Below are 23,743 nucleotides of genomic sequence, written 5' to 3' on the forward strand. Positions count from 1 at the left end.
ACGAAATCAGCGTCCGAGCGGCGTCGGCACCGCCGACTGCGTAACAGGCCGCCCCGCGGCTGGGGCCGTGCTGCTCGGGGGCAGCGGCATCGGAGGCGCAGCCGGTGCGGTGGGAGCGGCGGGCGCGGTCCCCGGCGCGGGCGCCGGCGCCGGCGGCGGCGGCATGATCGCCGACTCGTTCACCGGGATCACGATGCTTTGCGGCGGCTGCGCCTGCATCTGCATGCCGCGCATCAGGTCGTAGCGGTCCAGCGAGATCGCGTCGCTTTGCACGCTGTCGCGGATCACCACCGGGCGCAGGAAGACCATCAGGTTGGTCTTCACGCGCTGCCGCGTCTGGGTCTTGAACAGGTCACCCACGATCGGCACGTCGCCGAGCAAGGGCACCTTCTGGTCGTTGTTGGAGTATTGGTCCTGCAGCAGGCCGCCGAGCACCACGATGGCACCGTCGTCCACAAGGATGCTCGACTCGAGCGAGCGCTTGTTCGTGATGAGGCCCGTGGGCGAACCGACCGAAGTCTGGTCGATGGTGGAGACCTCCTGGAACAGCTGCATCTTGATGGTGCCGTTCTCGCTGATCTGCGGGCGCACGCGCAGCGTCAGGCCCACGTCGCGGCGCTCGATGGTCTGGAACGGATTCACCGAACCCTGGGCGGCCCCGGTGTTGGTGAACTGGCCGGTGACGAAGGGCACGTTCTGGCCGACCACGATCTTGGCTTCCTCGTTGTCCAGCGTGAGCAGGTTGGGCGTGGCCAGCACGTTGCCGTCGCCCGTGCTCTGGAGGAAGTTCGCGATCGAGGTCAGGATGAACCGTCCCGCGATCTGGCGGGCCGTGCCGATGTTGAAGCCCGGCTGGGGCTTGGTCGGGTTCGTGGCGTCCGCCTGAATGTTCAGGTCCAGGAGGTTGGTGGTGCCGCCCTGCGTGAAGTTGGTGCCCAGGATGCCCACCGTGCCGCCGCCGCTGTTGGCCGTCGTCAGCCACTGGATGCCGAACTGCCCGGCGCGGGTGGTGCTCACCTCGGCAACCAGGCTTTCCACGTACACCTGCGCGCGGCGCGAATCGAGCATGTCGATCACGGCGCGGATCTGCCGGTACTGCGGCTCCGCCGCCGTGATGATCAGCGCGTTGGTGGCCGGGTCGGCCTGGATCTGACCGCCGGTCTGCACCTGGCCCACCGGCTGCGTGGGCGCCGTGGCCTGCGGCGAGGCCGCCCCGGTGGCGGCGCCGGCCGCGGTGGCGGCGGTCGGCACCACGCTGGCCGTGGGCGCGGCCGTCGCTCCGCCCGCCGCACCCGCCGTGCCGCTCGGGCCGAGGGCCGACAGCGCGGCGCGCAGCGTCACGGCCAGGCGCGTGGCGTCCGCGTTCTTCAGGTACACCACCCAGATGTTGCCGGCGGCGCTCTGGCCCGCCGGCTGGTCCAGCTTCTGCACCAGCGAGCGGATCAGGGTCAGGCGCGCGGGATTGGGCGCGCGCACCAGCAGCGCGTTGCTGCGCGCTTCCGGAATGATGGTGGCGCGCGTCCCGTCGGCGCCACCGACCGCTGGCGCGGGTGCCCCGGGCGCTGCCGGGGCAGCGCCGCTGGCATCGATCAGGCGCTGCACCACGGGAGCGACGTCGACCGCCAGCACGTGCTGCAGCGGGATGACGTCGACGTCGGTGGCATTGGTCACGTCCAGCGCGGCGATGATGCGGCCGATGCGCTGCAGGTTGTCGGCGTAGTCGGTGATGACCAGCGAGTTGTTGCCCGGATTCACGTTGATCGTGTTGTTCGGGCTGATCAAGGGGCGCAGGATGGGCACCAGGTTGTTGGCCGACTCGTAGCTCAGACGGAAGATCTGCGTGGCGATCTGCGCGCCGCCGGCCGGCGGCCCGGCCGACACGGCGCCGGTCTGCAGCTTCGCATCGGCCTCGGGCACCAGCTTGAGCAGGCCCTGCGACTCCACCACCGTGAAGCCCGATAGCCGCAAGGCGGCGAGGAACTGGTTGTACGCGACGTTCGGCGGCACCGGCCGGTCGGTGCTCAGGTTGATCGTGCCCTTCACGCGCGGATCCACCACGATGTTGCGGCCCGTGATCGCCGCCATGGTACGCGCCACCGCCTCGATCTCGGCGTTGACGAAGTTCAGGGTCACGGGCTCGCGCGATGCGCGCTGGCGCTGTTGCTGTGGCTGGGGCTGCGCCAGTCCCGGGCCGCTCGCGGCAAGGGCGCAGGCCAGGCACAGCGCGGTGGAACGGGCGAAGGGGGAGCGGGGGTGGTTCTTCATACTTTGACGGGCCCTACCCAATCGAGATGATGGAGCGCGCGCCGCTGCGCCGGCCGATGATATTGAGCAGGTTCGAAAGCGCGTCCTCCCGGTCCGGGGCCGCGGTGGCCTCGCCCGAAAAACGCAGGCGCGAGCCGATCCACTGGCCGCTGCCACTCAGTTGCAGGCTGCCTTCCAGCGTTTCGAGTTGCAGTGTCGGCGTGGCGCCTCCCACGAGGGTGATGCGATAGCTGCCCATCGGCCTCAAGGTGGACAGGCGCGACGACAGGCGTTGCGCCCGCAATTCGGCTCGTCCGGCAAGGGCCATCCGGCCTTCGATCCATTCTACTGAAAGGCTCTGCGTTAAAAGAGTTAAATCGCCGTCAAGCTGAAGCGTGTTCCAGGGCGTGCCCAGGCCGGCGAGCAAGGCGGCCGGCCATTGGGTCTGCCCATCATCGACTTCGACGGCGACGCCGCGCCATCCCGGTTTCAGGCGCATGGCCACCGGTCGCATGGTGCAGCAGGGGGCATTCAATTCGACCGCGAGCCCGTTCCAGCGTGGCCGCACGTGCCAGTCGATGCGGCCCGGCAGTGCCAACTCAGCCTTGCTGCCCGCGCCCCCGGTCAGCAACAGCTGCGCGGAGCCGGTCCACAGCGTGCCGCGCGCGTCGCTCAATTGCAGGCGCCCCGCGGTCGCCTCGTCGATGCGGCTGCCGAGCCAGCTCGCGGGAATGAAGAGCAGCAGCGCCAGCGCCAGGCCCAGCGCAGCCCCGGCGAAGGCCCAGGTCCAGGAGGCGCGTGCCGGCGCTGTCGTGGCAGGGGCGGTCACTTCGACGGCAGGGTCAGGACCAGGCTGCCGTCCCACGCGCCGCCGGCGTTGCGCACCAGGTGGGCTTCGGCTGGTATCGCGCGCGCGTTCAGGCGCGCCTGCGCCAGCCACTGCGCGAGCGCGTCCGGGGCCGCGCCGGTCAGCGTGATCGTCGCGCGTTCGCCCTGGATCGCCATCCGGCCCGAGGCCCCGAGCCCCTGGCGGACCGCGGCCTCGAGTTGCCGCACGGCCTCGTCGTGGTTCTGTTTCGGCTGCGCCTGCAGCGATTGCGCCTGCGCCTGCAGCGCGATCATCCGCTGCAACTGGGCGTCGAGCGTGCGCCGCTGCGCGTCCGCAGTCCGCAGCGTGGACAGGGCCGGACCGACCGCCAGCATCCACAGCAGCGCGACACCGACCACCGTGGCGGCCGCCACCACCATCGTCTTCTCGCGCTTTGCCAGCGCGGCCCAGCGCCGGCGCAAGGCCTGGAGGCGCGCGTTCATGGCTGCGCCTCGAAGGTGAGAACCAGGGCGTCGCTGCTCTGGGCTGCCGCGTAGCCGCGCGACTTGAGGCCGGAGGTGGCCGCCTTGATCTCATCGGGCTGTAGCGAAATGCCCTTGGTGCGCAGCTCGCCGTTGGCGTAGTCGAGGGCCGTCGGCGTGCGTTGCGGCGGCAGCGTGCCGGCCAGGGCCGCCAGCATCGCCTCCAGGTCGCGTCCGGAGGTCGCACCGGTGGCTTGGCGCAGGGCGGCCACTTCACGCTCCATCTGCGCCGGGGCATCGACCACCAGCTTCACGTTCGGGAAAGTCTGCGTCAGGGCCCGGCCCATGGCTTCGCGCTTGTCGTTCAGGGCCGCCCGCTCGCGCCAGGCCCAAGCGTTCAGGCCCACCAGGTTGATGACGACCAGCAGCGCCGCGCCCCAGCGCGCCGGCCGCCACTGCGGCGCGGCCAGCATGTCGGCCCAGACCGTGCCCATCCGCTTGAGCGCGCGCGAGCGTCCTGAACTGGACAGGTCGAATTGGGCCAGGTCCCAGGCGGACTGCGCCGCCTGCACCCAGCGCTGCGCCGGCTGCAGCAGGATGGGCGCGTGCTGCAGCACCTGTTCCGCGAGCGCCGCTACCGGCGGCTCGGCGACGCAGGGCGTGTCTTCCGGCAGGGAGGGCGGCAGCAGCGCCAGCGCCGTGGTGGCGAGCGGCAGCAGCGCAACGCCATCGGCGCCGGCCAGCACCAGACTGGCGTCCTCGGGCTCGCCGATCGCATGGAGCGCCGGACTGCCCTCGGGCGCGAATTCAGGGACGATGCGCGACACCGGGCGGCCCGCCGCCTCGAGCAGCTGCAGCGCGCCGCGCAGCCACTGGCGATCGCAGGTGGCGACCCACAGCGGCGCGTCCGCGGCCGCCTCGGGTTGCAGTGCGAAGTGCAGCGCCTCGGGCTCGTCGAGCAGCTGGTCCTCGAGCAGGCCCTCGAGCACGCTGCGCAGGCGGGGCGAGCGCAGGCTCACGCCCTTGGGCAGTTCGACCCGGTGCCAGGACAGCATGCGCACCGGTACGAGGGCCACCACTTCGCTGCCCGCGCGCGTGGGCGCCGGCAGCACCGACGCCTGCGCGGCACCGTGGCTGGCGACGGCGCTGCCGTCGTGCGTGAGCGCGAACTCGAACTCGGTCGCACCGCTGACCGGGTGCGCTGGAAGGGCGACGATGAGGGCGCTCATGTGTGGGGATTGTAGAAAGGCTGGCGCGCTAGCGGCGCGCGGCAGCAAGTTGCGCCGGCGCATTGGGATCCACGACGACCCGCTCGCGCTGGATCACGCGCACGTCGTTCCGGTTGACGCGCTGGAGCACGGCGCGCTCTTCCACCACCAGCTGGTCCAGGCGCAGGCGAGCGCGCACTTCGAAGAAACTCGAACTCACGCCCAGGGCCTGGAGCCGATCCGGCGTGAGCGTGCCCAGGACCCGCTGCGCTTCCGCAGAGTTCTTCAAGTGCGCGCCGTCGCGCTCGCGCACCAGTTGCTGGGCCTGCGCCAGCGGCACCCCGGCGGCCGCGGCGATCACTTCGGCGGGCGCGGTGTTGAGGTTCACGGGGGTCGGCTGCGTCGTGTTCAGGATCGTCACGAACGGCGACAGCGCCGCCACGGTGTCGGGGCTCACGCCGAGCCAGGCCAGCTGGGCCACCCCTTGCGGCAATAGCGGCGCCTGCGCCGCCCCCGGGCTGGTGCTGGCGGCCACCACTGCAAAACGCAGGTTCTCCGCCAGCTTGTCCAGTTCGGATTGGGGCAGGTTGAGGATCGCGAACAGGCGCGCGAAGATGGTGTGGGACGCCTCCCGCGGCGTACCGGTGGACTCGACCAGGTCGTTGACGTTCAGGTGCGACTGCAGGTCCGTGACGGTGCCGGAAAGAAAGGCATCCATCACCCCGGGGCCGATGTCGGCGTTGCTGACGCCCTGGTCGGCAGACAGGAAACTCGACAGCCGCGCCTCCTCCAAGGGCACCGCCCAGGGCTCGCCCAGGTGGTCCACGTTTCCGGAGCGCGCATCCTCGCGCAGCACCAGCCGCGCCCAGTCCAGTGAGCCAGTGAGGATCCAGCTCGCCTGAATGCGCGCGCGTTCGGCCGTTTCCACTTCGACGCTGCGCCATTGCTGCCACAGCGCGGCCGCCGCGAAGGTCGCGACCAGTGCCACGGTGAGCATCGCCATCAGCAGCGCGGCCCCGGCCTGCGTGCGTTTCATCGTCATGATGCCGGCCGCGCCCAGTCGCGCGTGATGGTGCCGGTCACAGCCTGGCCCGGCGCGAGCTCCAGGATGAGCCGGATGCCCTCGGGCAGCGGTCCCGGCCCGGCTTGGCTCACCGCGGCGCCCGGTGGCGGTGCGGAAGGGGCGGGGCCCTGGGTGTCGCCGCTCGACAGCGGATTGGTCCAGGCGTTCTGGCGGAAATAGAACAGCTGCCAGTCTTCCAGCGGCGTCACCGCGACTTCGCGCGCGCGCTCTTCGGTCCCGGGGTTGCGCGCCCACAGGTCGGCGCGCGACCAGGCCTGGTCCAGCTCGCCCTGGGTGGTGACCGGCGCCGATTGCCAGCGCAGCCACATGCCGCTGCCGTTCACGAGCCGGTGGGTCCAGGCGGCCACGACGACCCCGTCGGCCGGGCCGGCGCTGCTGCGCCGAGTGAGCCGCAGCACCTGGCCGTTCCAGTCCAGCGCCGTCCGGCCGCGCAGCTGCGTCATGGCATCGAGGTCCGCCGTCCATTGCGCCAGCCCCACCTGCAGCGTGAGGACTTCATCGGCGCGCCCTTCGGTCTGCGTCTGCGCGCGCGTCATGCCATCCAGCCCGCGCCAACTCAGCATCGCCAGCAAGGCCATGGCGAACAGCGCGATCAGCAGTTCGACCAGAGTGAAGCCCCGGGTGCGCGCGCGAGCCATCAGTTCCTCCCGACCACGGTGGACAGCCGCAGTACCGGCGCACCCTGCTCGAACACCTGGGCATCCACGCGCCTGAAGTTCGGGTTGGGCGTCGGCCGCACCGTCACACCGACGGTGAACTCGCGATCCGCCTGGATGCAGGGCTCGGTCGAATCGCCGATGTTGGGGATCTGGCGCGTGAGCCGGGTCTTTGTCAGTTCGTTCTCGGCGCAGATGTGGGCCAGCAGCACGGACGATTGCCGCAGCGCGTTGCTGGTGAGCGCATTGGTGGCCTGCAGGCCGGCGGCCAGCGCGATGGCGACGATGGCGAGCGCGACCAGGACTTCGATCAGCGTGAAGCCGCGGGAGGGCGCTCGGTGGCGAATCATGGCGCGGCGCCCGGCGTTTCGATGGCGAAGGGCCTCAGGCCGTCGGTGGCGATGCGGACGCTGACATCCGGGGCGGCCGCAGACATCAGCACCACCGCCTGCGGGCCGATGATCGGCTCCGGGCCGAGCACCAGCACCGCCGGGCCCTGCGCGTGCGTGCCTTCCGCGAGCCAGTGGTCCGGCAGCGTGCCGGCGACCACGCCCTCGAAACGGAAGCCATCCCCGGTCGTGCGCCAGCGCACCGGCACCCCGCTGGCGCGCGATTGCGCGCGCGCCGACTCCAGCAGCGCCGCCAGGCGCTTTGCTTCGCGATCCAGCAGCGTGACCTGCGAATCACGCAAGGCAAAGCTCACGCCCGCGCTGGCGATCGCGATGATCGCCACCACGATCAGGAGTTCGAACAGGGTGAAGCCGCGTGCGCGCGGCGTATGTCTAGCCCTATTGCCAGGAACCGATGTCGGCATTCTTGCCCTCGCCGCCGGGCTGGCCGTCGGCGCCGAGCGACATCACGTCGATCTCACCCTTCACGCCGGGGTTGAGGTACTGGTAGGGCCGCCCCCAGGGGTCGTTGGGCAGCTTCTCGAGATAGGGCTTCCAGTTCGGCGGCGCCGGCTGGGCGCTGGGCTTGGCCACCAGTGCCTGCAGTCCCTGCTCGCCGGTCGGGTAGCGCTGGTTGTCCAGGCGATAGAGCTTGAGCGCCTGCATCAGGTTGTTCACGTCGGTTTTGGCCGCGGTCACCCGCGCGTCGTCGGCCCGGTCGAGGACATTGGGCACGATGAGGGCCGCGAGGACGCCGATGATGACCAACACCACCATCAGTTCGATGAGGGTGAAGCCGGCTTGCGCCGCGCGGCGCCATGAGGTGTGCAATTGCTTCATGTCAACAGGTTCTGGACAGTCGCATCAATGATAATCGCCGCATGGTGAGCAACTGGGGCAACAGGTGGGCCGTCGCGGGCGGTACCTTCATGCTTTGGGGCCTGGTCGCGGCGAGTGCCGTGTACTGGGCGATGAAGCTGATCGATGGCGGCCCCGTCGTTCCTCCGGCCACGGCCGCGCGCACCTCGGCCCCGGTGGATCCCGCCGCGGTGGCGCGCTTGCTGGGCTCCAGCCCCGAAGCGCCGGCCGCCGCCGCAGCCCCGAGCCTGGCCAGCCGGTTCAGCCTGCTGGGCGTGGTCGCGGGGCGCGCGCAGCAGGGCACCGCCGCCCTGATCGCGGTCGATGGCAGGCCGCCCCGGCCCTATCGCGTGGGCGCGCAGGTGGACGAAGGGCTGGTCCTGCAATCGGTCGAGCCCCGCCGCGTCGCGCTGGGCGCGACCCCCGGCGGCCCGCCGGCGCTGACCCTCGAGCTGCCGCTGCGCAAGAAAGACTAGCGCCTTCCCGGCGCTACGAGCGCAGGAACAGGCGGTAAACCGGGTTGCTGGTCTCTTCTACGTACGGGTAGCCCAGCTCGTCCAGGAAGGCCTGGAAGGCCTTTCCGTCCGCCTGAGGCACTTGCATGCCGACCAGGATCCGGCCGTAGTCGGCGCCCTGGTTGCGGTAGTGGAACAGCGAGATGTTCCAGCTCGGCCGCATGCGCGAGAGGAACTTCATGAGGGCGCCGGGGCGCTCCGGGAAGATGAAGCGCAGCAGGCGCTCGTCCTTCGCCAGGGGTGAGTGCCCGCCCACCATGTGGCGGATGTGCTCCTTGGCCAGGTCGTCGTGCGTGAGGTCCAGCGCCTCGAACCCGTGCCGGGTGAAGCTGGCGGCGATCCGGCCCGACTCGCCCTTGCCGTGCGTGGTGAGCCCCACGAACACGTGCGCCACCTTTTCGTCGCTGATGCGGTAGTTGAACTCGGTCACGTTGCGCGGTCCGCCGGGCAGGGTGCCGATCAGTTCGCAAAAGCGCCGGAAGCTGCCGCGCTCCTCGGGGATGGTGACGGCGAACAGGGCTTCGCGCTCTTCACCCACCTCGGCGCGTTCGGCCACGAAACGCAGTCGGTCGAAGTTCATGTTGGCACCGCACAGGATCGCCGCGTAGGTCTCGCCGCGCGTCTTGTGCTTGGCCACGTACTCCTTGATCGCCGCCACCGCCATGGCGCCCGAGGGCTCCACGATGCTGCGCGTGTCGACGAAGATGTCCTTGATCGCCGCGCAGGCGGCGTCGGTGTCCACGGTGATGAATTCGTCGACCAGCTGGCGGGCGATGCGAAAGGTCTCCTCGCCCACCAGCTTCACGGCAGTGCCGTCGGCGAACAGGCCCACGTCGGGCAGCGTGACGCGCTTGTTCGCCGCCACCGAACGCAGCATCGCGTCGGAGTCGGTCATCTGCACGCCCACCACCTTGACCTCGGGCCGCACCGACTTGATGTAGCTCGCCACGCCGGAGATCAGACCGCCGCCGCCGATGGCGACGAACACCGCATCGAGCGGGCCCTGGTGCTGGCGCAGGATCTCCATCGCGATGGTGCCCTGGCCGGCGATCACGTCGGGGTCGTCGAAGGGGTGCACGAAGGTCAGGGCCTGCTGCTTCTCCAGCTCGACCGCGTGGTCGTAGGCATCGGAATAGCTGTCGCCGTGCAGCACCACCTCGCCGCCGAGTGCCTTCACCGCCTCCACCTTCAGCTGCGGCGTGGTCACCGGCATCACGATGACGGCGCGCACCCCCATGCGGTGGGCGGCCATGGCCACGCCCTGCGCGTGGTTGCCGGCCGAGGCGCAGATCACGCCGCGTTTGAGCTGTTCGGGCGCCAGGTGCGCCATCTTGTTGTAGGCCCCGCGCAGCTTGAAGCTGAAGACCGCCTGCTGGTCCTCGCGTTTGAGCAGGATCTTGTTGTGAAGCCGCCGGCTGAGGTTGCGCGCCGGTTCCAGCGCGGACTCCACCGCCACGTCGTACACCCGTGCGGTGAGGATCTTTTTCAGGTAGTCGGCCGGCTGGAGCTGCTTTCTCATAACGAAAGAATCATAGTGGCCCGTAAAAAAGCCCCCGGACCTCGCGGCACGGGGGCTAAATCCACCAAGGGAGGTGGAGGAGACAAGCGTTGCGGTGCGCGGGCAGTGCTGCTGCCGGCCACCAGGGCACAGCGGAATCGCTATGCTGCGAAACCAGTATAGCCCGAGATTTGTTGCGTTGCAGCAGTCCGGGTTCGGGTGTGGAGGCTACGCCACACCGACAAGAATCCTCATTTGGAGAGCGTGATGGAGTGCACGGTGAGTTGGACGGGGGCGACGACGGGCGCCCGCTCCGGGATGGGGTTCGTTGCCGAAACCGGCAGCGGCCATGTGCTGATGATGGATGGCGCGCCCGATGCGGCCAAGCCCGAGAACGGCGGGCAGGACCTGGCGCCGCGCCCGATGGAAACTGTGCTGGCCGGCACCGGCGGCTGCACGGCCTACGACGTCGTGCTGATTCTCAAGCGCGGCCGCCACGACGTGCGTGGCTGCTCGGTCAAGCTCACCGCCGAGCGCGCGCCGACCGAACCGAAGGTATTCACCAAGATCCACATGCACTTCACAGTGACCGGAAGGGATTTGCCGGCAGAGGCGGTGCAACGCGCTGTGGCCCTCAGTCACGAGAAGTACTGCTCGGCCAGCATCATGCTGGCAAAGACCGCAGAGATCACCACCAGTTTCGACGTCCTCGCCGCCTAGGCGGCAGAGCCACGCGCACTCAGATGTAGTGCGCGGTCGAGGTCATCACTTTCGCGGCCGCCCGCATCAGGCCCTTGACCGGCGCGGGCAGTTCGATGCCGCCGGCGTCCAGGGCGTTGGCGGCGTGCGCGGCCTCGTCTTCCTTCATCTGCACCACGATCGCGCGTGAGGCGTGGTCGCCCTCGGGCAGCCGGTCCAGGTGGCTTTCCAGGTGGGCCTCGACCTGGCGCTCGGTCTCGATCACGAAGCCGAGGCTGACCTTGTCGCCGATCCGGCCGGCCAGCAGGCCGATGCCGAAGGCGCCGGCATACCAGAGTGGATTGAGCAGCGAGGTGCGGTCGCCCAGCTCCTTGATCCGCTCCGCGGTCCAGGCCAGATGATCGGTCTCTTCGGCGGAGGCCTTCTCGAAATGCCGGCGCAGCGCCGGGTTGCGCGTGGACAGCGCCTGCGCCGTGTACAGGGCCTGCGCGCAGATTTCGCCCACGTGGTTCACGCGCATCAGGGCGGCGGCGTGGCGCCGCTCGCTGGGCCCCAGGTTCGTCTCGTCCCCCGGGACCACGGGACAGGGCCGCGCCGCCCGTGGTTTGGAAAACAGGGTGCGGAGGGCGCTGTCGGCGGCGGTCAAAAGCAGATCCATCGGCAAAGTTTAAGCACTGCGGCGCCGGCCCGCGACTGAGCGGCGTCAAGCCCATTTTTCGCCATGCGGAACGACAAACCGGACTGTTGCGGCAGTTCCACGCACTGCTCAGTCTCTGTTGCCTGTGTGCAACGAAAGCAAGTCAACCTCAGCCAAATACTTTGCGAAAGAAAAGATGCTCTGTTGGAATACATGCAACTTCCCGAAAAGGAGGTTGGCCCGGGGATCCGGCGGGAGCGCAGCCGTCTATGTGAGCAGTGACCCCTCGAAACCGGAGCCCTATGTTTAACCTTGGAGAAACTTGCATGAAAAAGTCCCTGATTGCACTGGCGGTGCTGGCTGCCGCTGGCGCGGCCTCCGCCCAATCGTCCGTGACGCTGTTCGGCATCGTCGACGCGACCTACGCCTACGGCAAGGGCGAAGGCGTTGGCGGCAGCAAGAAGAGCCAACTGACGAACTCCGGCTACAACAGCTCGCGTCTGGGCTTCCGTGGCACGGAAGACCTGGGTGGCGGCATGTCCGCTTCGTTCTGGCTGGAAGCCGGCGTGAACAACGACAACGGCGCCGGCTCGGCGACCAACACCAACAACCAGGCGACCGGCGGTGCCGTTGCCGGTATCGGTGGTGGTCAGGGCCTGACCTTCAACCGCCGTTCCACGGTCAGCCTGGCTGGCGGCTGGGGTGAACTGCGCCTGGGTCGTGACTACACGCCGCAGTTCTTCAACTTGACCGTGTTCGATCCGTTCGGCACGAACGGCGTCGGCACCACCCAGACGCTGAACTCCATCGGCTCTGCGGGTGCGCAGCCCACCGGCGTGGTCGTCGTTCCGACGGCCGTCCGTGCTTCCAACAGCATCGGCTACTTCCTGCCCGGCAATATTGGCGGCTTCTATGGCCAAGCCCAGTACTACATGGGTGAGAACAACGACAACTCGACCCTGACCGTTGGCACCGTCACCCGCAACACCAAGAGCGACGGCACCGGCGGCGGCTTCCGCGTCGGCTACGCGGCTGGCCCGTTCAACGTGGCCTTCTCGATGAGCAAGACCAACTACGCGTTTGGCGACGTCGAGCAGAACAACGTCGGCGGCCAGTGGGACTTCGGTTTCGCCAAGCTGATGGGCCAGTACAGCTTTGACAGCATCGGCACCGCCACCGCCGGTGACGTTGACGGCAAGGGCTGGCTGATCGGTGGCCTGATCCCGGTGGGCGCCGGCGAAATCCGCCTGTCCTACTCCACCTACGAGTACGACATCGGCACCAAGCCGGAGATCAAGAAGTTCGCCATCGGCTACGTCCACAACCTGTCCAAGCGCACGGCCCTGTACACCACGTACGCTCGCCTCGACAACTCGGGTGGCGCTTCCCAGGCTCTGAACGGTGCCACGACCGCTGCCAACACGAAGTCCGACGGCTTCGACATCGGCATCCGTCACAGCTTCTGATCCTGACGCTGGCCTCGCGCCAGCTTCAGACAAGGAAGAAACTTGAAAGCCGCCTTCGGGCGGCTTTTTTCTTGGGCGGCCCGGCAGTGCCGGCCAGGGCGTCCAGCTCAATCGGCGTTCGACTGCGTAGTAACCCCCTTGGCCCGGGACGACGCCAAGCGTAAACCCCTCTGTCCGGCACTGGACTTGCTCTGCTAGCATCCTTTCGCCTTCCTCATGCGAGAAAGATGTTTGCGTTCATCCTGCGCCGGTTGTTCCAGGCTGCCATCGTCATGGTTGCAGTGGCGTTCATCGCGTTCATGCTGTTCCAGTACGTGGGCGACCCCGTGGTCTTCCTGCTGGGCCAGGACGCGACGCCGCAGCAGATCGCCCAGTTGCGCCGCGACCTCGGCCTGGACCAGCCCTTCTTCGTCCAGTTCTGGCATTTCCTGATCAATGCGGCGCAAGGCGAGTTCGGCCTCAGCCTGCGCCAGGGCGCCAAGGTCTCGCGCCTGATCGGGGAGCGCTTCCCCGCCACGCTCGAGCTCGCGCTGGTGGCGGCCGCCCTGGCGGTCGTCATCGGCATTCCCATGGGCGTGTACGCCGCCTTGCGGCGCGGCACTTTCATGAGCCAGGTGTTCCTCACGCTGTCGCTGCTGGGGGTGTCGCTGCCGACCTTCCTGATCGGGATCCTGCTGATCCTGGTGTTCGCGGTGATCCTGGGCTGGGCGCCCAGCTTCGGCCGCGGCGAGGTCACGCGCCTCGGCTGGTGGTCCACCGGCCTGATGACGCGGGACGGCTGGGTCCACATCATCCTGCCGGCCATCACGCTGGCGATCTTCCAGCTCACCTTGATCATGCGCCTGGTGCGCGCCGAAATGCTGGAGGTGCTGCGGACCGACTACATCAAGTTCGCCCGCGCGCGCGGGTTGACGGACCGCGCCATCCACTTCGGCCACGCGCTGAAGAACACCCTGGTGCCGGTGATGACCATCATCGGCCTGCAACTGGGCACGCTGATCGCGTTCTCGATCATCACCGAGACCGTGTTCCAGTGGCCGGGCATGGGGCTGCTGTTCATCCAGGCCGTGACTTTCGCCGACATTCCCGTGATGGCTGCCTACCTGTGCCTCATCGCGCTGATCTTCGTCATCATCAACCTGGTGGTGGACATGCTGTACTTCGCCGTCGACCCGCGCCTGCGCGTCTCGGATGCCAGGGGACACTGATGCTCGCTCCCCGACTGAAAGCCAACGGGCGTGCCTTCGCCCAGATCGCCCAGTTCCTGCCGGATCTGGTGGCGCTGCGCCGCGACCTGCACGCGCATCCGGAACTGGGCTTCGAAGAGGTCTACACCGCCGGGCGGGTCGCCGAGGCACTGAAGGTGTGCGGCGCGGACGAGGTCCACACCGGCATCGGCAAGACCGGCGTGGTGGGTGTGATCCGGGGCCGCGACACCGCCAGCGGCCGCATGGTGGGGCTGCGCGCCGACATGGATGCGCTGGCCATGGCCGAACACAATGACTTCCCCTGGAGGTCGTGCAAGGCCGGCCTGATGCACGGCTGCGGCCACGACGGCCACACCGCCATGCTGGTCGGCGCCGCGCGCTACCTGGCCGAAACGCGCAATTTCAACGGCACCGCGGTGCTGGTGTTCCAGCCGGGCGAGGAAGGCTTTGCCGGCGCCCGCCACATGATCGAGGACGGCCTGTTCGAACGCTTTCCGGTCGAGGCCGTCTATGCCATGCACAACTGGCCGGCGCTCAAGCCCGGCACCATCGGCATCAATCCCGGCGCGATGATGGCGGCGGCCGATCGCCTGACCATCGAAATCACTGGCCGGGGCGGGCACGGGGCGCACCCCCACCTGGCGGTCGATCCGGTGGTCGTCGCGGCCCACATCATCACCGCGGTCCAGAGCATCGTCTCGCGCAACGTGCGGCCCATCGACGAGGCCGTGATCAGCCTGTGCGGCATCCAGGCCGGAGACCTGCACGCCATGAGCGTGATTCCCGGCAGCGCCACCCTGGTGGGGACGGTGCGGACCTTCGACAGCGAGGTGCAGGCCCTAGTGGAAAGGCGCCTCAGCGAGCTTTGCAGCGCGGTGGCGCTCGGGCTGGGCGCGACGGCCACCGTCAAGTACGAGCGCATCTACCCGGCCACCATCAATACCTCGGACGAGGCCAACTTCGCGGCCGATGTCGCCGAGAGCCTGGTCGGCCCCGAGCACGTGGTGCGCGACCTGGAGCCGAGCATGGGCGCCGAAGACTTCTCCTTCATGCTGCAGACCAAGCCGGGCGCGTACCTGCGCATCGGGCAGGGCGGCGAAGGCAATTCCTTCCTGCACAACAGCCGTTACGACTTCAACGACGACATCCTGCCGCTGGGTTCGGCGCTGCATGCCAGCCTGGTCGAGCAGTCCATGCCCCTTTCCAACTGACACGATTCATCTCACTGCAAGAGGAAACAACCATGAAGCACATGCCATCCCTCCTGACCGCCGCGCTGGCAGCCGCGCTCGGCGCCGCCAGTTTCGCCGCCGGTGCCGTGACCCTGAAGATCGGCAACCAGGGCGACGCCCTGTCGATGGACCCGCATTCGCTGAATGAGTCGCTGCAGCTCAGCGTGACGGAGAACGTGTACGAGCCGCTGGTCACGCGCGACCGCAACTACAAGCTGGCGCCCGCGCTGGCCACCTCCTGGAAGCAGACCTCGCCGACGGTGTGGCACTTCGAGCTGCGCAAGGGCGTGCAGTTCCACGACGGCACGCCGTTCACGGCCGACGACGTGATCTTCAGCTACGAGCGGGCCAAGGCCGACGGTTCCGACATGAAGACCTACGTCGGGCCGATCAAGGAGATCAAGAAGCTCAACGACCATGCGATCGACATCGTCACCAATACGCCGTTCCCGATCCTGCCGGAGCTGTTCACGCACTTCGACATCATGAGCAAGAAGTGGTGCGAGACCAACCAGGCCACCCGGCCGGTGGACCGCCGCAAGGGCATCGAGAACGCCGCCTCGTTCCGCGCCAACGGCACCGGTCCCTACCGCCTGCGCGAACGCCAGCCGGGCGTGCGCACCACCTTCGTTCGCAACGGCAACTACTGGGGCAAGATCGAAGGCAACGTCGACGAGGTGATCTTCAACGTGATCGGCAACGACGCCACCCGTGTCGCCGCCCTGGTCTCGGGCGAGGTCGACGTGATGGAGCCGGTGCCGGTGCAGGACGTCGACCGCATCAAGACCGCGTCCACCCTGAAAGTGATGCAGGGCCCCGAGCTGCGCGTGATCTTCCTGGGCATGGACCAGAAGCGCGACGAGCTGCAGTTCTCCAGCGTCAAGGGCAAGAACCCCTTCAAGGACAAGCGCGTGCGCCAGGCCTTCTACCAGGCCATCGACGTCGAGGGCATCAAGCGCACCGTGATGCGCGGCGCTTCCTCGCCGATCGCCCAGATGTTCCCGGCGCAGGTCAACGGTCATGCCCCCGACCTCAACAAGCGCTTTGCGTACGACCCCGAGGCCTCCAAGAAGCTGCTGGCCGAAGCCGGTTACCCGCAGGGCTTCGAGGTGACGATGAACTGCCCCAACGACCGCTACGTCAACGACGCGGCGATCTGCCAGGCGGTGGCGGCCAACCTGGCCCGCGTCGGCGTCAAGATCAAGCTCGAGGCCGAGACCAAGGGCACCTACTTCCCGAAGATCCTGCGCCGCGACACCAGCTTCTACATGCTGGGCTGGACCTCCAGCACGGTGGATGCCCACAACGTGCTGTACGCCATCATGAGCACGCCGGGCGAGGGCGGCCGCGGCCAGTTCAACCTGGGCGCCTACAGCAACCCGAAGCTGGACGAGCTGACTGAAAAGATCGGCTCCGAAACCGACCAGAAGAAGCGCAACGACATGATCCATGAGGCGATCAAGCTGCACCAGGACGACATCGGCCACATCCCGCTGCACCAGCAGGCGCTGAACTGGGGCGTCAAGAAGAACATCGAACTGGTGCAATGGCCCGACAACGGGATGATGTGGAGATTCGTCACCGTCAATCCGCAGCAGTGACGCAGGCCACGACTCCGGCCTCGACTCCGGGTTTCCTCAGCCGGGCCTGGCACAGCGACATCGGCTACAGCTTCCGCACCTCGCCGGTGGCGGTGGTGGCGGCGCTGGTGGCCTTTGTCTGCCTGTTCGCAGCGGTGTTCGCCAACTGGGTGGCGCCGCACGAGCCCTTCAACCTGGCGACGCTGGAGCTCGGGGACGCCTTCCTGCCGCCGCGCTGGGCCGAGGGCGGCAACCCCAAGTACTTCCTGGGCACCGACGACCAGGGGCGCGACATCCTGTCGGCGTTAATGTACGGCGCGCGCATCTCGCTGCTGGTGGGGCTGGCCTCGGTGGTCGTCTCGGTGCTGATCGGAGTCAGCCTGGGCCTGCTGGCGGGCTTCGCCGGCGGGCGGGTGGATGCCTTCCTCATGCGCCTGTGCGACGTCATCCTGTCGTTCCCGGCGATCCTGGTCGCCCTGCTGATCGCCGGGGTCGGGCGCGCGCTGTTCCCGAATGCCAGCGAGATCGTGGTGTTCATTGTGCTGATCCTGTCCATCTCGCTGGCCGGCGGCGGCGGCTGGGTGCAGTACGCGCGCACCGTGCGCGGCTCGACGCTGGTCGAGCGCAACCGCGAGTACGTGCAGGCGGCGCGGGTCACCGGGGTGGCGCCGCTTCGCATCATGCGCCGCCACGTGCTGCCCAACATCCTGGGGCCGGTGATGGTGCTGGCCACCATCCAGGTCGCCACCGCCATCATCACCGAAGCGACGCTGTCCTTCCTCGGCGTGGGCGTGCCGCCCAACTCGCCCTCGCTGGGCACGCTGATCCAGGTGGGCAACAAGTTCCTGTTCTCCGGCAACTGGTGGATCACCGTGTTCCCGGGCGCGATGCTGGTGCTGATCGCGCTGTCGGTGAACCTGCTGGGCGACTGGCTGCGCGATGCGCTCAATCCGCGCCTGAGATGACACCCGGAGTGACATGACGCTGCTCAAAGTCGACAACCTGGTCGTCGAGTTCCCGAACCGGCGCGGCACGCTGCGCGCGCTCGACGACATCAGCTTCGAGATCGCGCCGGGCGAGATCCTCGGCGTGGTGGGCGAATCCGGCGCCGGCAAGTCGCTCACCGGCGCGGCCATCATCGGCCTGCTGGAGCCGCCGGGCCGCATTGCCTCGGGCCAGGTCCTGCTGGAGGGCCAGCGCATCGACACCCTGCCGGCGGAACAGATGCGGCAGATCCGCGGGCGCAAGATCGGGGCGATCTTCCAGGACCCGCTGACCTCGCTGAACCCGCTCTACACGGTGGGGCGCCAGCTGATCGAGACGATCCAGGCCCACCTGCCGGTGAGTGCCGCGGAGGCGCGGCAGCGCGCGATCGGCCTGCTGGAAGACACCGGCATCCCGGCGGCGCGCGAGCGCATCGACCACTTCCCGCACCAGTTTTCCGGCGGCATGCGCCAGCGGGTGGTGATCGCGCTGGCGCTCGCCGCCGAGCCCAAGCTGGTCATCGCCGACGAGCCGACCACGGCGCTCGATGTGTCGATCCAGGCGCAGATCATCTCGCTGCTCAAGCGCGTGTGCCGCGAGCGCGGCGCCGCCGTCATGCTGATCACCCACGACATGGGCGTGATCGCCGAGACCTGCGACCGGGTGGCGGTGATGTATGCCGGGCGCATCGCCGAGATCGGCCCGGTGCACGAGGTGATCAACAAGCCCGCGCATCCCTATTCGATGGGCCTGATGGCGGCGATCCCGGACATCACGGTGGACCGCGAGCGCCTGCACCAGATCGACGGCGCGATGCCGCGCCTGAACGCCATCCCGCCGGGCTGTGCCTACAACCCGCGCTGCCCGCGCGCCTTCGAGCGCTGCAGCCGCGAGCGGCCCGACCTGCTCGATGCCGGCGCCACGCGCGCGGCCTGCTGGCTGCACGACGCCCGCGCGGAGGTGACGGCATGAGCGCCGCCGGGCTGTCCCAGGAAGCCAAGGCGCCCGCGGGCAAGGCCTTCAATGACGTGACCGGCGTGCGAGGCAACGCGATGGGCGAGCCCCTGGTCCAGGCGCGCGATCTCGCGCGCAGCTTCGATGTGTCGCCGCCGCTGCTCAACCGCGTGCTGGAGGGCAAGCCGCGCCAGGTGCTGCAGGCGGTGGACGGCGTGAGCTTCGAGATCCAGCGTGGCAAGACGCTGGCCCTGGTCGGCGAGTCCGGCTGCGGCAAGAGCACCGTGGCCAAGCTGCTGGTCGGCCTGTACGAGCCCTCGCGCGGCAGCGTGGTCTTCGATGGCCAGGATGCGCACGCGGCCTACCGCACGGCGCAGGGGCGCCAGCTGCGCCGCCGCATCCAGATGATCTTCCAGGACCCCTACGCCAGCCTGAACCCGCGCTGGCGGGTGGAGGACATCGTCGGCGAGCCGCTGAAGGAGCACGGCATCATCACCGGCGAGCCGCAACTGGGGCAGCGCGTGGGCGAGCTGCTGGCCTCGGTGGGCCTGTCGCCCGAGGACATGGAGAAGTATCCGCACCAGTTCTCGGGCGGCCAGCGCCAGCGCATCTCGATCGCGCGGGCGCTGGCGACGCAGCCGGACTTCCTGGTGTGCGACGAGCCGACCTCGGCGCTCGACGTCAGCGTGCAGGCGCAGGTGCTCAACATCATGAAGGACCTGCAGCGCAAGCAGGGCCTGACCTACCTCTTCATCTCGCACAACCTGGCGGTGGTGCGCCACGTGAGCGACGAGGTCGGCGTGATGTACCTGGGGCGCCTGGTGGAGCTGGCCGGCAAGCACCAGCTGTTCAGCCAGCCGCGGCATCCTTACACCCGCATGCTGCTGGACGCGATCCCGAAGATGCACGACACCGGCCGCGCCCGCACGCCGGTGCAGGGCGAGGTGCCCAATCCGCTCAATCCGCCGGCCGGCTGCGCCTTCCATCCGCGCTGCCCGCACGCCAATGCGCGCTGCAAGGCCGAGCGGCCCGCGCTGCTGGAGATCCGCGGCATCCGCGTGGCCTGCCATGCGGTGGAGGAGGGGCGCCTGTGAAGAAGGAGGCCACGCTCACCCTGCGCAAGGGCGAGCCGCGCGATGCCGGCGCGATTGCCGCCTTCAACGCCGCCATGGCGCTGGAAACCGAAGGCCGGGCGCTGATTCCCGAGGTGATCGATGCCGGCGTGCGCCGCCTGATCGCCACGCCCTCGCTCGGCTTCTACATCGTCGCCGAGCACGAAGGGCGCGTGGTCGCCTGTCTCCTGGTCACCCATGAGTGGAGCGACTGGCGCAACGGCCTGTTCTGGTGGATCCAGAGCGTGTACGTCGCGCCGGACTGGCGCCGGCAGGGCGTGTACCGCCGGCTCTACGAGCACGTGCGCGAACTGGCGCAGTCCGAGCCGGGTGTATGCGGCTTCCGCCTCTATGTCGAGAAGGACAACGCCACCGCGCACGCCACCTACGCGGCGCTGGGCATGTCGCAGACCCACTACCTGATCTACGAGGAACTCAAGCCCGGCGTGCGTTACCTCATGCCGGCAGACAAGTAGCCGGCACGGGCGGCATCAGCATTCCTCGCTCCAGCAATGGCCGTCCCGCGCGATCATCGCGCTGGCCGCGCTCGGTCCCCAGGTGCCGGCCGCGTACGGGCGCGGCGCCGAATGCTCGTGGCGCCAGTGATGCAGCACCGGCTCCACCCAGCGCCAGGCCTCCTCCTGCTCGTCCGCGCGCACGAACAGGTTGAGCCGGCCGTCGATCACGTCCAGCAGCAGCCGCTCATAGGCGCCCACGCGCCCGGAGCCGAAGCGCTTGTCGAAATCGAGGTCCAGGTGCACCGGCGTGAGCGCCTGCGCGCCGAGCCGGACATGCCGCCCGTCCTGCCCCTGCGCGAGCAAGTGCAGCTCGAGGCCGTCCTTGGGCTGCAGGTGGATCACCAGCCGGTTCACGGCGCCGATGGGGGTGTGGTAGATCGGGTGCGGCGTGGGCTGGAAGTTCACCACGATGCGCGCGTCGCCGGCGGCCAGGCGCTTGCCGGTGCGGATGTAGAACGGCACGCCGGCCCAGCGCCAGTTGGCGATCTCGGCGCGCAGGGCCACGAAAGTCTCGGTGGTGGTCTGCGGGTTCACGCCCGGCTCCTCGCGGTAGCCGCGCACCTTGTCGCCCGCGATGGTGCCGGGGCCGTACTGGCCGCGGATCACGTGCTGGCCGAGCGACTCGGGCGACCAGCGTTTCAGGGCCCGCAGCACCTTGAGCTTCTCGTCGCGGATCGCGTCCGCATGCGAGTTGATCGGCGGCTCCATCGCCATCGCGCACAGCAGCTGCAGCGCGTGGTTCTGCACCATGTCGCGCAGCGCACCGGTGTTGTCGTAGAACGCGCCGCGGCTTTCCACGCCCAGTGACTCCGCGATGCTGATCTGGATGTTGGCGATGTGATCGCGGCGCCACAGCGGCTCGAACAGCGCATTGCCGAAGCGCAGCGCGAACAGGTTCTGCACCGAAGGCTTGCCCAGGTAATGGTCGATGCGGAAGATCTGGTTCTCCGCCAGCACCGCGCGCACCGCGCGGTTGATCGCCCGGTTCGATTCGAGGTCGTGGCCCAGGGGCTTTTCCAGCACCAGGCGGGTGTTGGCGGTGTTCAGCCCGGCGGCGGCCAGTTGCTCGCAGGCGGCGGTGAACAGCGAGGGTGCGGTGGCGAGGTACATGACCACGGTGTCGGCGCCGCGCTCGCGCAGCACGCCGGCCAGCCGCTCGAAGTCCGCCGGCCGGGACAGGTCCACGCGCACAAAGTGCAGCAGCGCGGCGAAACGGTCGAATTCCTGCGCGCTGGGGCGCTTGGCCAGGTCCACCTGGTCGAAGCGCTCACGGATCAGCGCGCGGTACTGGTCGTCCGAGAGGTCGTCGCGGGCCAGGCCGATGATGCGGCCGCCTTCGGGCAGCGAGCCATGCCGGAACGCCTGGAAGAGCGCAGGCATCAGCTTCCGCCAGGCCAGGTCGCCGGTGCCGCCAAAGATGACGAGGTCGAAACTCATGTGCCTATCGTGAAGGAGGAGCACATACTTTAACGATTCGGGGCGGCCAAGGTGCGCCGCCGAGCCGCGCGGGCCTGCACATGCCCGCGGGCCTTGCCCATAATGCACGCATGGATCATGCCGACGGCGGCGTTTCACGCCCGCATTGCGATCGCACGCTGGCCTGGGCCATGCTGCGTGCCCACTACGACAGGCAGGCTCGCCACCTCGACCTGCGCGAGGCCTTCCGGGCCGACCCGGGCCGATTCGAGGAATACAGCCAGCAGGCGCCGCATGTCTTTGCCGACCTCTCGAAGAACCTGGTCGATGCCCACGCGCGCGTGATGCTGCTGGAGCTGGCGCGCGAGTGCATGCTCGAGCGGCACCGCGATGCGATGTTCGCCGGCCACAAGGTGAACAACACCGAGCAGCGGGCGGTCAAGCACTGGCTGCTGCGCACGCCCCGGGGCGCCAGCCTGGACCCGGACCTGCGCGAAGTGCACGAAACGCTGGAGGCGATGCTGGCGTACGCCGAGCGGGTGCGCGGTGACGCGCAGATCACGGATGTGGTGAACATCGGCATCGGCGGCTCCGACCTGGGGCCGCAGATGGCCGTGACCGCGCTCGCCGAGTTCGCCGTGCCCGGCAAGCGCTTCCATTTCGTCTCGAACGTGGACGGGCACGAACTGGCCGCCGTGCTCGCGGCGGTCCAACCGCGCAGCACGCTGTTCCTGGTGGCATCGAAGACCTTCACCACCATCGAGACCATGACCAACGCGCGCTCGGCCAAGGCCTGGTTCGAGGCGCAGGGCGGGCAGGACATCGCCCGGCATTTCGCCGCTCTCACCACCAACGTCGGCGCCGCGCGCGAGTTCGGCATCGAGACCACCTTCGGCTTCTGGGACTGGGTGGGCGGCCGCTACTCGATGTGGTCGGCCATCGGCCTGCCGATCGCCATCGCCATCGGCGCCGACCATTTCCGCCGCATGCTGGCCGGCGCCCACGAGATGGACCGGCATTTCGCCAGCGCGCCGCTGGCCGCCAACCTGCCGGTGCGCCTGGGCCTGATGGACGTCTGGTACCGCAACTTCCACGGCTTTGCCAGCCGCAGCATCGCGCCCTACCACAGCAGCCTGCGGCGCCTGCCGGCCTACCTGCAGCAGCTCGAGATGGAAAGCAACGGCAAGCGGGTCGATGCCATGGGCCGGCCGCTGGGCTGCTCGACCGCGCCGGTGCTATGGGGCGAGCCCGGCACCAACGGCCAGCACGCTTACTTCCAGATGCTGCACCAGGGCACGGACGTGGTGCCGGTGGAGTTCATCGCCGTGCGGCAGGCCGCCCACACGCTGGCCGACCACCACGGCCAGCTGCTGGCCAACGCGCTGGCGCAGGCGCAGGCCCTGATGCAGGGCAAGCACGACGCGGGCGGGCACCGCGAGTTTCCGGGCAACCGGCCCAGCACCTTCTTCGTCCTCGATCGGCTGGAGCCGGCGAGCCTGGGCGCGCTCATCGCCCTGTACGAGCACCGCGTGTTCGTCAGCGGCTCGATCTGGGGCATCAACAGCTTCGACCAATGGGGCGTGGAGCTGGGCAAGGTGCTGGCCAAGGACATCGCGCCGCGGCTGGAAAACGGCGATGAAAGTGGGCTCGACCCGTCGACGGCCGGCCTGTTGCGCAGGCTCCGGGCCGGCTAGGGCGCTGCGGGGGGCTCGCCTCGCTAATCCATTCCTCGTATCATGCGCCCGGGCATTTGCCCGTGTACAGAGAGGAGTGAGGAATGGAAGACATCAAGAAGGCCGTCATCACCTGCTTCAAGAAATTCGCGGAGTTCGGCGGCCGCGCCGACCGACCCGAGTTCTGGTACTTCGCGCTCGCGCAGTTCGTGGTGCTGTTCGTGCTCGGAATCGTGAGCTGGACGCTGCAAAGCCTGGCGAGCCTCGTGTTCCTGATTCCCAGCCTGGCCGTGGGCGCGCGCCGCCTGCACGACATCGGCAAGAGTGGCTGGTGGATGCTGCTGGGATTGATCCCGGTGATCGGCTGGCTGGTCCTGATCTACTTCGCCATCCAGCCCGGGCAGCCCGGCGCCAACGAATACGGCCAGCCGCCGGCTGACGTGCCGCCGCTGCCGCAATCCGCTCCCGGCCAGCAGTAAGCACTGCCCAAGGCGCCGCGGGCGCGCATGAAAAAAGCCGGTC

At 68.8% G+C, this 23,743-nt stretch carries 24 protein-coding genes; 12 read left to right on the plus strand and 12 right to left on the minus strand.

What is annotated here, in order from left to right:
• Positions 1 to 6 precede the first annotated feature (6 nt).
• The 9 genes from gspD to gspG are packed head-to-tail and all read right to left on the minus strand — an operon-like array spanning position 7 to position 7,711.
• Entirely contained in the window at positions 7 to 2,265 is a 2,259-nt protein-coding gene (gene gspD / locus UC35_RS11655; RefSeq protein ID WP_061499628.1) for a type II secretion system secretin GspD, read from the minus strand.
• A gap of 13 nt (positions 2,266 to 2,278) precedes the next feature.
• Complete coding sequence (gspN, locus tag UC35_RS24235; RefSeq protein ID WP_061499631.1) at positions 2,279 to 3,073, minus strand: type II secretion system protein N; 795 nt, start codon at positions 3,071 to 3,073, stop codon at positions 2,279 to 2,281.
• On the minus strand, positions 3,070 to 3,555 hold the full coding sequence (gene gspM / locus UC35_RS24240; protein WP_061499634.1) for a type II secretion system protein GspM: 486 nt from the start codon (positions 3,553 to 3,555) through the stop codon (positions 3,070 to 3,072). The genes gspN and gspM overlap by 4 nt, the downstream gene beginning before the upstream one ends.
• A complete protein-coding gene (gene gspL, locus UC35_RS11670; protein WP_061499638.1) occupies positions 3,552 to 4,763 on the minus strand; it encodes a type II secretion system protein GspL in 1,212 nt (403 codons plus the stop codon). The genes gspM and gspL overlap by 4 nt, the downstream gene beginning before the upstream one ends.
• 28 nt (positions 4,764 to 4,791) lie before the next feature.
• Entirely contained in the window at positions 4,792 to 5,778 is a 987-nt protein-coding gene (gene gspK / locus UC35_RS11675) for a type II secretion system minor pseudopilin GspK (RefSeq protein ID WP_227820530.1), read from the minus strand.
• A 2-nt stretch (positions 5,779 to 5,780) separates the two neighbouring features.
• On the minus strand, positions 5,781 to 6,464 hold the full coding sequence (locus UC35_RS11680) for a type II secretion system protein J (protein WP_061499644.1): 684 nt from the start codon (positions 6,462 to 6,464) through the stop codon (positions 5,781 to 5,783).
• Positions 6,464 to 6,832, minus strand: coding sequence for a type II secretion system minor pseudopilin GspI (gspI, locus tag UC35_RS11685; protein WP_061499647.1), 369 nt, complete (start codon positions 6,830 to 6,832; stop codon positions 6,464 to 6,466). Before gspI ends, UC35_RS11680 begins: the two co-directional genes overlap by 1 nt.
• Positions 6,829 to 7,296 (minus strand): prepilin-type N-terminal cleavage/methylation domain-containing protein, encoded by a 468-nt coding sequence (locus UC35_RS11690; protein WP_061499650.1) that lies wholly within the window; start codon positions 7,294 to 7,296, stop codon positions 6,829 to 6,831. Before UC35_RS11690 ends, gspI begins: the two co-directional genes overlap by 4 nt.
• Positions 7,271 to 7,711, minus strand: a complete 441-nt coding sequence (gene gspG / locus UC35_RS11695) for a type II secretion system major pseudopilin GspG (protein ID WP_061499654.1) — start codon at positions 7,709 to 7,711, stop codon at positions 7,271 to 7,273. The genes UC35_RS11690 and gspG overlap by 26 nt, the downstream gene beginning before the upstream one ends.
• Positions 7,712 to 7,752: 41 nt before the next feature.
• Here gspG and UC35_RS11700 point away from each other — a divergent pair, with 41 nt between their 5' ends.
• Complete coding sequence (locus UC35_RS11700) at positions 7,753 to 8,205, plus strand: type II secretion system protein N (RefSeq protein WP_061499656.1); 453 nt, start codon at positions 7,753 to 7,755, stop codon at positions 8,203 to 8,205.
• Positions 8,206 to 8,218: 13 nt separating this feature from the next.
• Here the strand turns inward: UC35_RS11700 and ilvA are convergent, their stop codons facing one another.
• Positions 8,219 to 9,763, minus strand: coding sequence for a threonine ammonia-lyase, biosynthetic (ilvA, locus tag UC35_RS11705; protein ID WP_061499659.1), 1,545 nt, complete (start codon positions 9,761 to 9,763; stop codon positions 8,219 to 8,221).
• A 246-nt stretch (positions 9,764 to 10,009) separates the two neighbouring features.
• On the opposite strand from ilvA, the gene UC35_RS11710 reads away from it, so the two are divergent.
• Positions 10,010 to 10,462, plus strand: coding sequence for an OsmC family protein (locus tag UC35_RS11710; RefSeq protein ID WP_061503804.1), 453 nt, complete (start codon positions 10,010 to 10,012; stop codon positions 10,460 to 10,462).
• Positions 10,463 to 10,481: 19 nt separating this feature from the next.
• Here the strand turns inward: UC35_RS11710 and coq7 are convergent, their stop codons facing one another.
• On the minus strand, positions 10,482 to 11,099 hold the full coding sequence (gene coq7 / locus UC35_RS11715) for a 2-polyprenyl-3-methyl-6-methoxy-1,4-benzoquinone monooxygenase (protein ID WP_061499663.1): 618 nt from the start codon (positions 11,097 to 11,099) through the stop codon (positions 10,482 to 10,484).
• Between the two features lie 305 nt (positions 11,100 to 11,404).
• Between coq7 and UC35_RS11720 the strand changes: the two genes are divergently transcribed.
• From UC35_RS11720 to UC35_RS11755, 8 genes are all read left to right on the plus strand, one after another.
• Positions 11,405 to 12,544: a porin gene (locus UC35_RS11720; protein ID WP_061499666.1), complete on the plus strand. Its 1,140-nt coding sequence runs from the start codon at positions 11,405 to 11,407 to the stop codon at positions 12,542 to 12,544.
• A 227-nt stretch (positions 12,545 to 12,771) separates the two neighbouring features.
• Entirely contained in the window at positions 12,772 to 13,752 is a 981-nt protein-coding gene (locus tag UC35_RS11725) for an ABC transporter permease (RefSeq protein WP_061499669.1), read from the plus strand.
• Complete coding sequence (locus UC35_RS11730; protein WP_061499671.1) at positions 13,752 to 14,963, plus strand: M20 aminoacylase family protein; 1,212 nt, start codon at positions 13,752 to 13,754, stop codon at positions 14,961 to 14,963. Before UC35_RS11725 ends, UC35_RS11730 begins: the two co-directional genes overlap by 1 nt.
• A 32-nt stretch (positions 14,964 to 14,995) precedes the next feature.
• Entirely contained in the window at positions 14,996 to 16,585 is a 1,590-nt protein-coding gene (locus UC35_RS11735) for an ABC transporter substrate-binding protein (protein ID WP_061499673.1), read from the plus strand.
• Complete coding sequence (locus tag UC35_RS11740) at positions 16,582 to 17,529, plus strand: ABC transporter permease (RefSeq protein ID WP_061499676.1); 948 nt, start codon at positions 16,582 to 16,584, stop codon at positions 17,527 to 17,529. The genes UC35_RS11735 and UC35_RS11740 overlap by 4 nt, the downstream gene beginning before the upstream one ends.
• 13 nt (positions 17,530 to 17,542) lie before the next feature.
• Positions 17,543 to 18,520 carry an ABC transporter ATP-binding protein gene (locus tag UC35_RS11745; RefSeq protein ID WP_061499678.1) on the plus strand — a complete coding sequence of 326 codons (978 nt, stop codon included), beginning with the start codon at positions 17,543 to 17,545 and terminating at the stop codon, positions 18,518 to 18,520.
• Between the two features lie 80 nt (positions 18,521 to 18,600).
• The gene (locus UC35_RS11750; protein ID WP_061503805.1) at positions 18,601 to 19,596 is read left to right on the plus strand and encodes an ABC transporter ATP-binding protein; all 996 of its coding nucleotides are present in this window, start codon (positions 18,601 to 18,603) and stop codon (positions 19,594 to 19,596) included.
• Positions 19,593 to 20,090 carry a GNAT family N-acetyltransferase gene (locus UC35_RS11755; RefSeq protein WP_061499681.1) on the plus strand — a complete coding sequence of 166 codons (498 nt, stop codon included), beginning with the start codon at positions 19,593 to 19,595 and terminating at the stop codon, positions 20,088 to 20,090. Before UC35_RS11750 ends, UC35_RS11755 begins: the two co-directional genes overlap by 4 nt.
• 15 nt (positions 20,091 to 20,105) lie before the next feature.
• Here UC35_RS11755 and zwf read toward each other — a convergent pair whose 3' ends face one another.
• Complete coding sequence (gene zwf, locus UC35_RS11760) at positions 20,106 to 21,569, minus strand: glucose-6-phosphate dehydrogenase (protein ID WP_061499684.1); 1,464 nt, start codon at positions 21,567 to 21,569, stop codon at positions 20,106 to 20,108.
• Between the two features lie 110 nt (positions 21,570 to 21,679).
• On the opposite strand from zwf, the gene pgi reads away from it, so the two are divergent.
• Positions 21,680 to 23,242, plus strand: a complete 1,563-nt coding sequence (pgi, locus tag UC35_RS11765) for a glucose-6-phosphate isomerase (RefSeq protein WP_061499687.1) — start codon at positions 21,680 to 21,682, stop codon at positions 23,240 to 23,242.
• Positions 23,243 to 23,325: 83 nt separating this feature from the next.
• Positions 23,326 to 23,700, plus strand: a complete 375-nt coding sequence (locus UC35_RS11770; protein WP_061499690.1) for a DUF805 domain-containing protein — start codon at positions 23,326 to 23,328, stop codon at positions 23,698 to 23,700.
• Positions 23,701 to 23,743 lie beyond the last annotated feature (43 nt).

Source organism: Ramlibacter tataouinensis (genome assembly GCF_001580455.1).
In the GTDB taxonomy this organism is placed as follows: domain Bacteria; phylum Pseudomonadota; class Gammaproteobacteria; order Burkholderiales; family Burkholderiaceae_C; genus Ramlibacter; species Ramlibacter tataouinensis_B.

Bases quoted from the DNA above. Each gene is read 5' to 3' on its own strand.
- gspD (WP_061499628.1), bottom strand. From the start codon at position 2,265: ATGAAGAACCACCCCCGCTCCCCCTTCGCCCGTTCCACCGCGCTGTGC.
- gspM (WP_061499634.1), bottom strand. From the start codon at position 3,555: ATGAACGCGCGCCTCCAGGCCTTGCGCCGGCGCTGGGCCGCGCTGGCA.
- gspL (WP_061499638.1), bottom strand. From the start codon at position 4,763: ATGAGCGCCCTCATCGTCGCCCTTCCAGCGCACCCGGTCAGCGGTGCG.
- gspK (WP_227820530.1), bottom strand. From the start codon at position 5,778: ATGAAACGCACGCAGGCCGGGGCCGCGCTGCTGATGGCGATGCTCACC.
- UC35_RS11680 (WP_061499644.1), bottom strand. From the start codon at position 6,464: ATGGCTCGCGCGCGCACCCGGGGCTTCACTCTGGTCGAACTGCTGATC.
- gspI (WP_061499647.1), bottom strand. From the start codon at position 6,832: ATGATTCGCCACCGAGCGCCCTCCCGCGGCTTCACGCTGATCGAAGTC.
- UC35_RS11690 (WP_061499650.1), bottom strand. From the start codon at position 7,296: ATGCCGACATCGGTTCCTGGCAATAGGGCTAGACATACGCCGCGCGCA.
- gspG (WP_061499654.1), bottom strand. From the start codon at position 7,711: ATGAAGCAATTGCACACCTCATGGCGCCGCGCGGCGCAAGCCGGCTTC.
- UC35_RS11700 (WP_061499656.1), top strand. From the start codon at position 7,753: ATGGTGAGCAACTGGGGCAACAGGTGGGCCGTCGCGGGCGGTACCTTC.
- ilvA (WP_061499659.1), bottom strand. From the start codon at position 9,763: ATGAGAAAGCAGCTCCAGCCGGCCGACTACCTGAAAAAGATCCTCACC.
- UC35_RS11710 (WP_061503804.1), top strand. From the start codon at position 10,010: ATGGAGTGCACGGTGAGTTGGACGGGGGCGACGACGGGCGCCCGCTCC.
- coq7 (WP_061499663.1), bottom strand. From the start codon at position 11,099: ATGGATCTGCTTTTGACCGCCGCCGACAGCGCCCTCCGCACCCTGTTT.
- UC35_RS11720 (WP_061499666.1), top strand. From the start codon at position 11,405: ATGAAAAAGTCCCTGATTGCACTGGCGGTGCTGGCTGCCGCTGGCGCG.
- UC35_RS11725 (WP_061499669.1), top strand. From the start codon at position 12,772: ATGTTTGCGTTCATCCTGCGCCGGTTGTTCCAGGCTGCCATCGTCATG.
- UC35_RS11730 (WP_061499671.1), top strand. From the start codon at position 13,752: ATGCTCGCTCCCCGACTGAAAGCCAACGGGCGTGCCTTCGCCCAGATC.
- UC35_RS11735 (WP_061499673.1), top strand. From the start codon at position 14,996: ATGAAGCACATGCCATCCCTCCTGACCGCCGCGCTGGCAGCCGCGCTC.
- UC35_RS11745 (WP_061499678.1), top strand. From the start codon at position 17,543: ATGACGCTGCTCAAAGTCGACAACCTGGTCGTCGAGTTCCCGAACCGG.
- UC35_RS11750 (WP_061503805.1), top strand. From the start codon at position 18,601: ATGGGCGAGCCCCTGGTCCAGGCGCGCGATCTCGCGCGCAGCTTCGAT.
- zwf (WP_061499684.1), bottom strand. From the start codon at position 21,569: ATGAGTTTCGACCTCGTCATCTTTGGCGGCACCGGCGACCTGGCCTGG.
- pgi (WP_061499687.1), top strand. From the start codon at position 21,680: ATGGATCATGCCGACGGCGGCGTTTCACGCCCGCATTGCGATCGCACG.
- UC35_RS11770 (WP_061499690.1), top strand. From the start codon at position 23,326: ATGGAAGACATCAAGAAGGCCGTCATCACCTGCTTCAAGAAATTCGCG.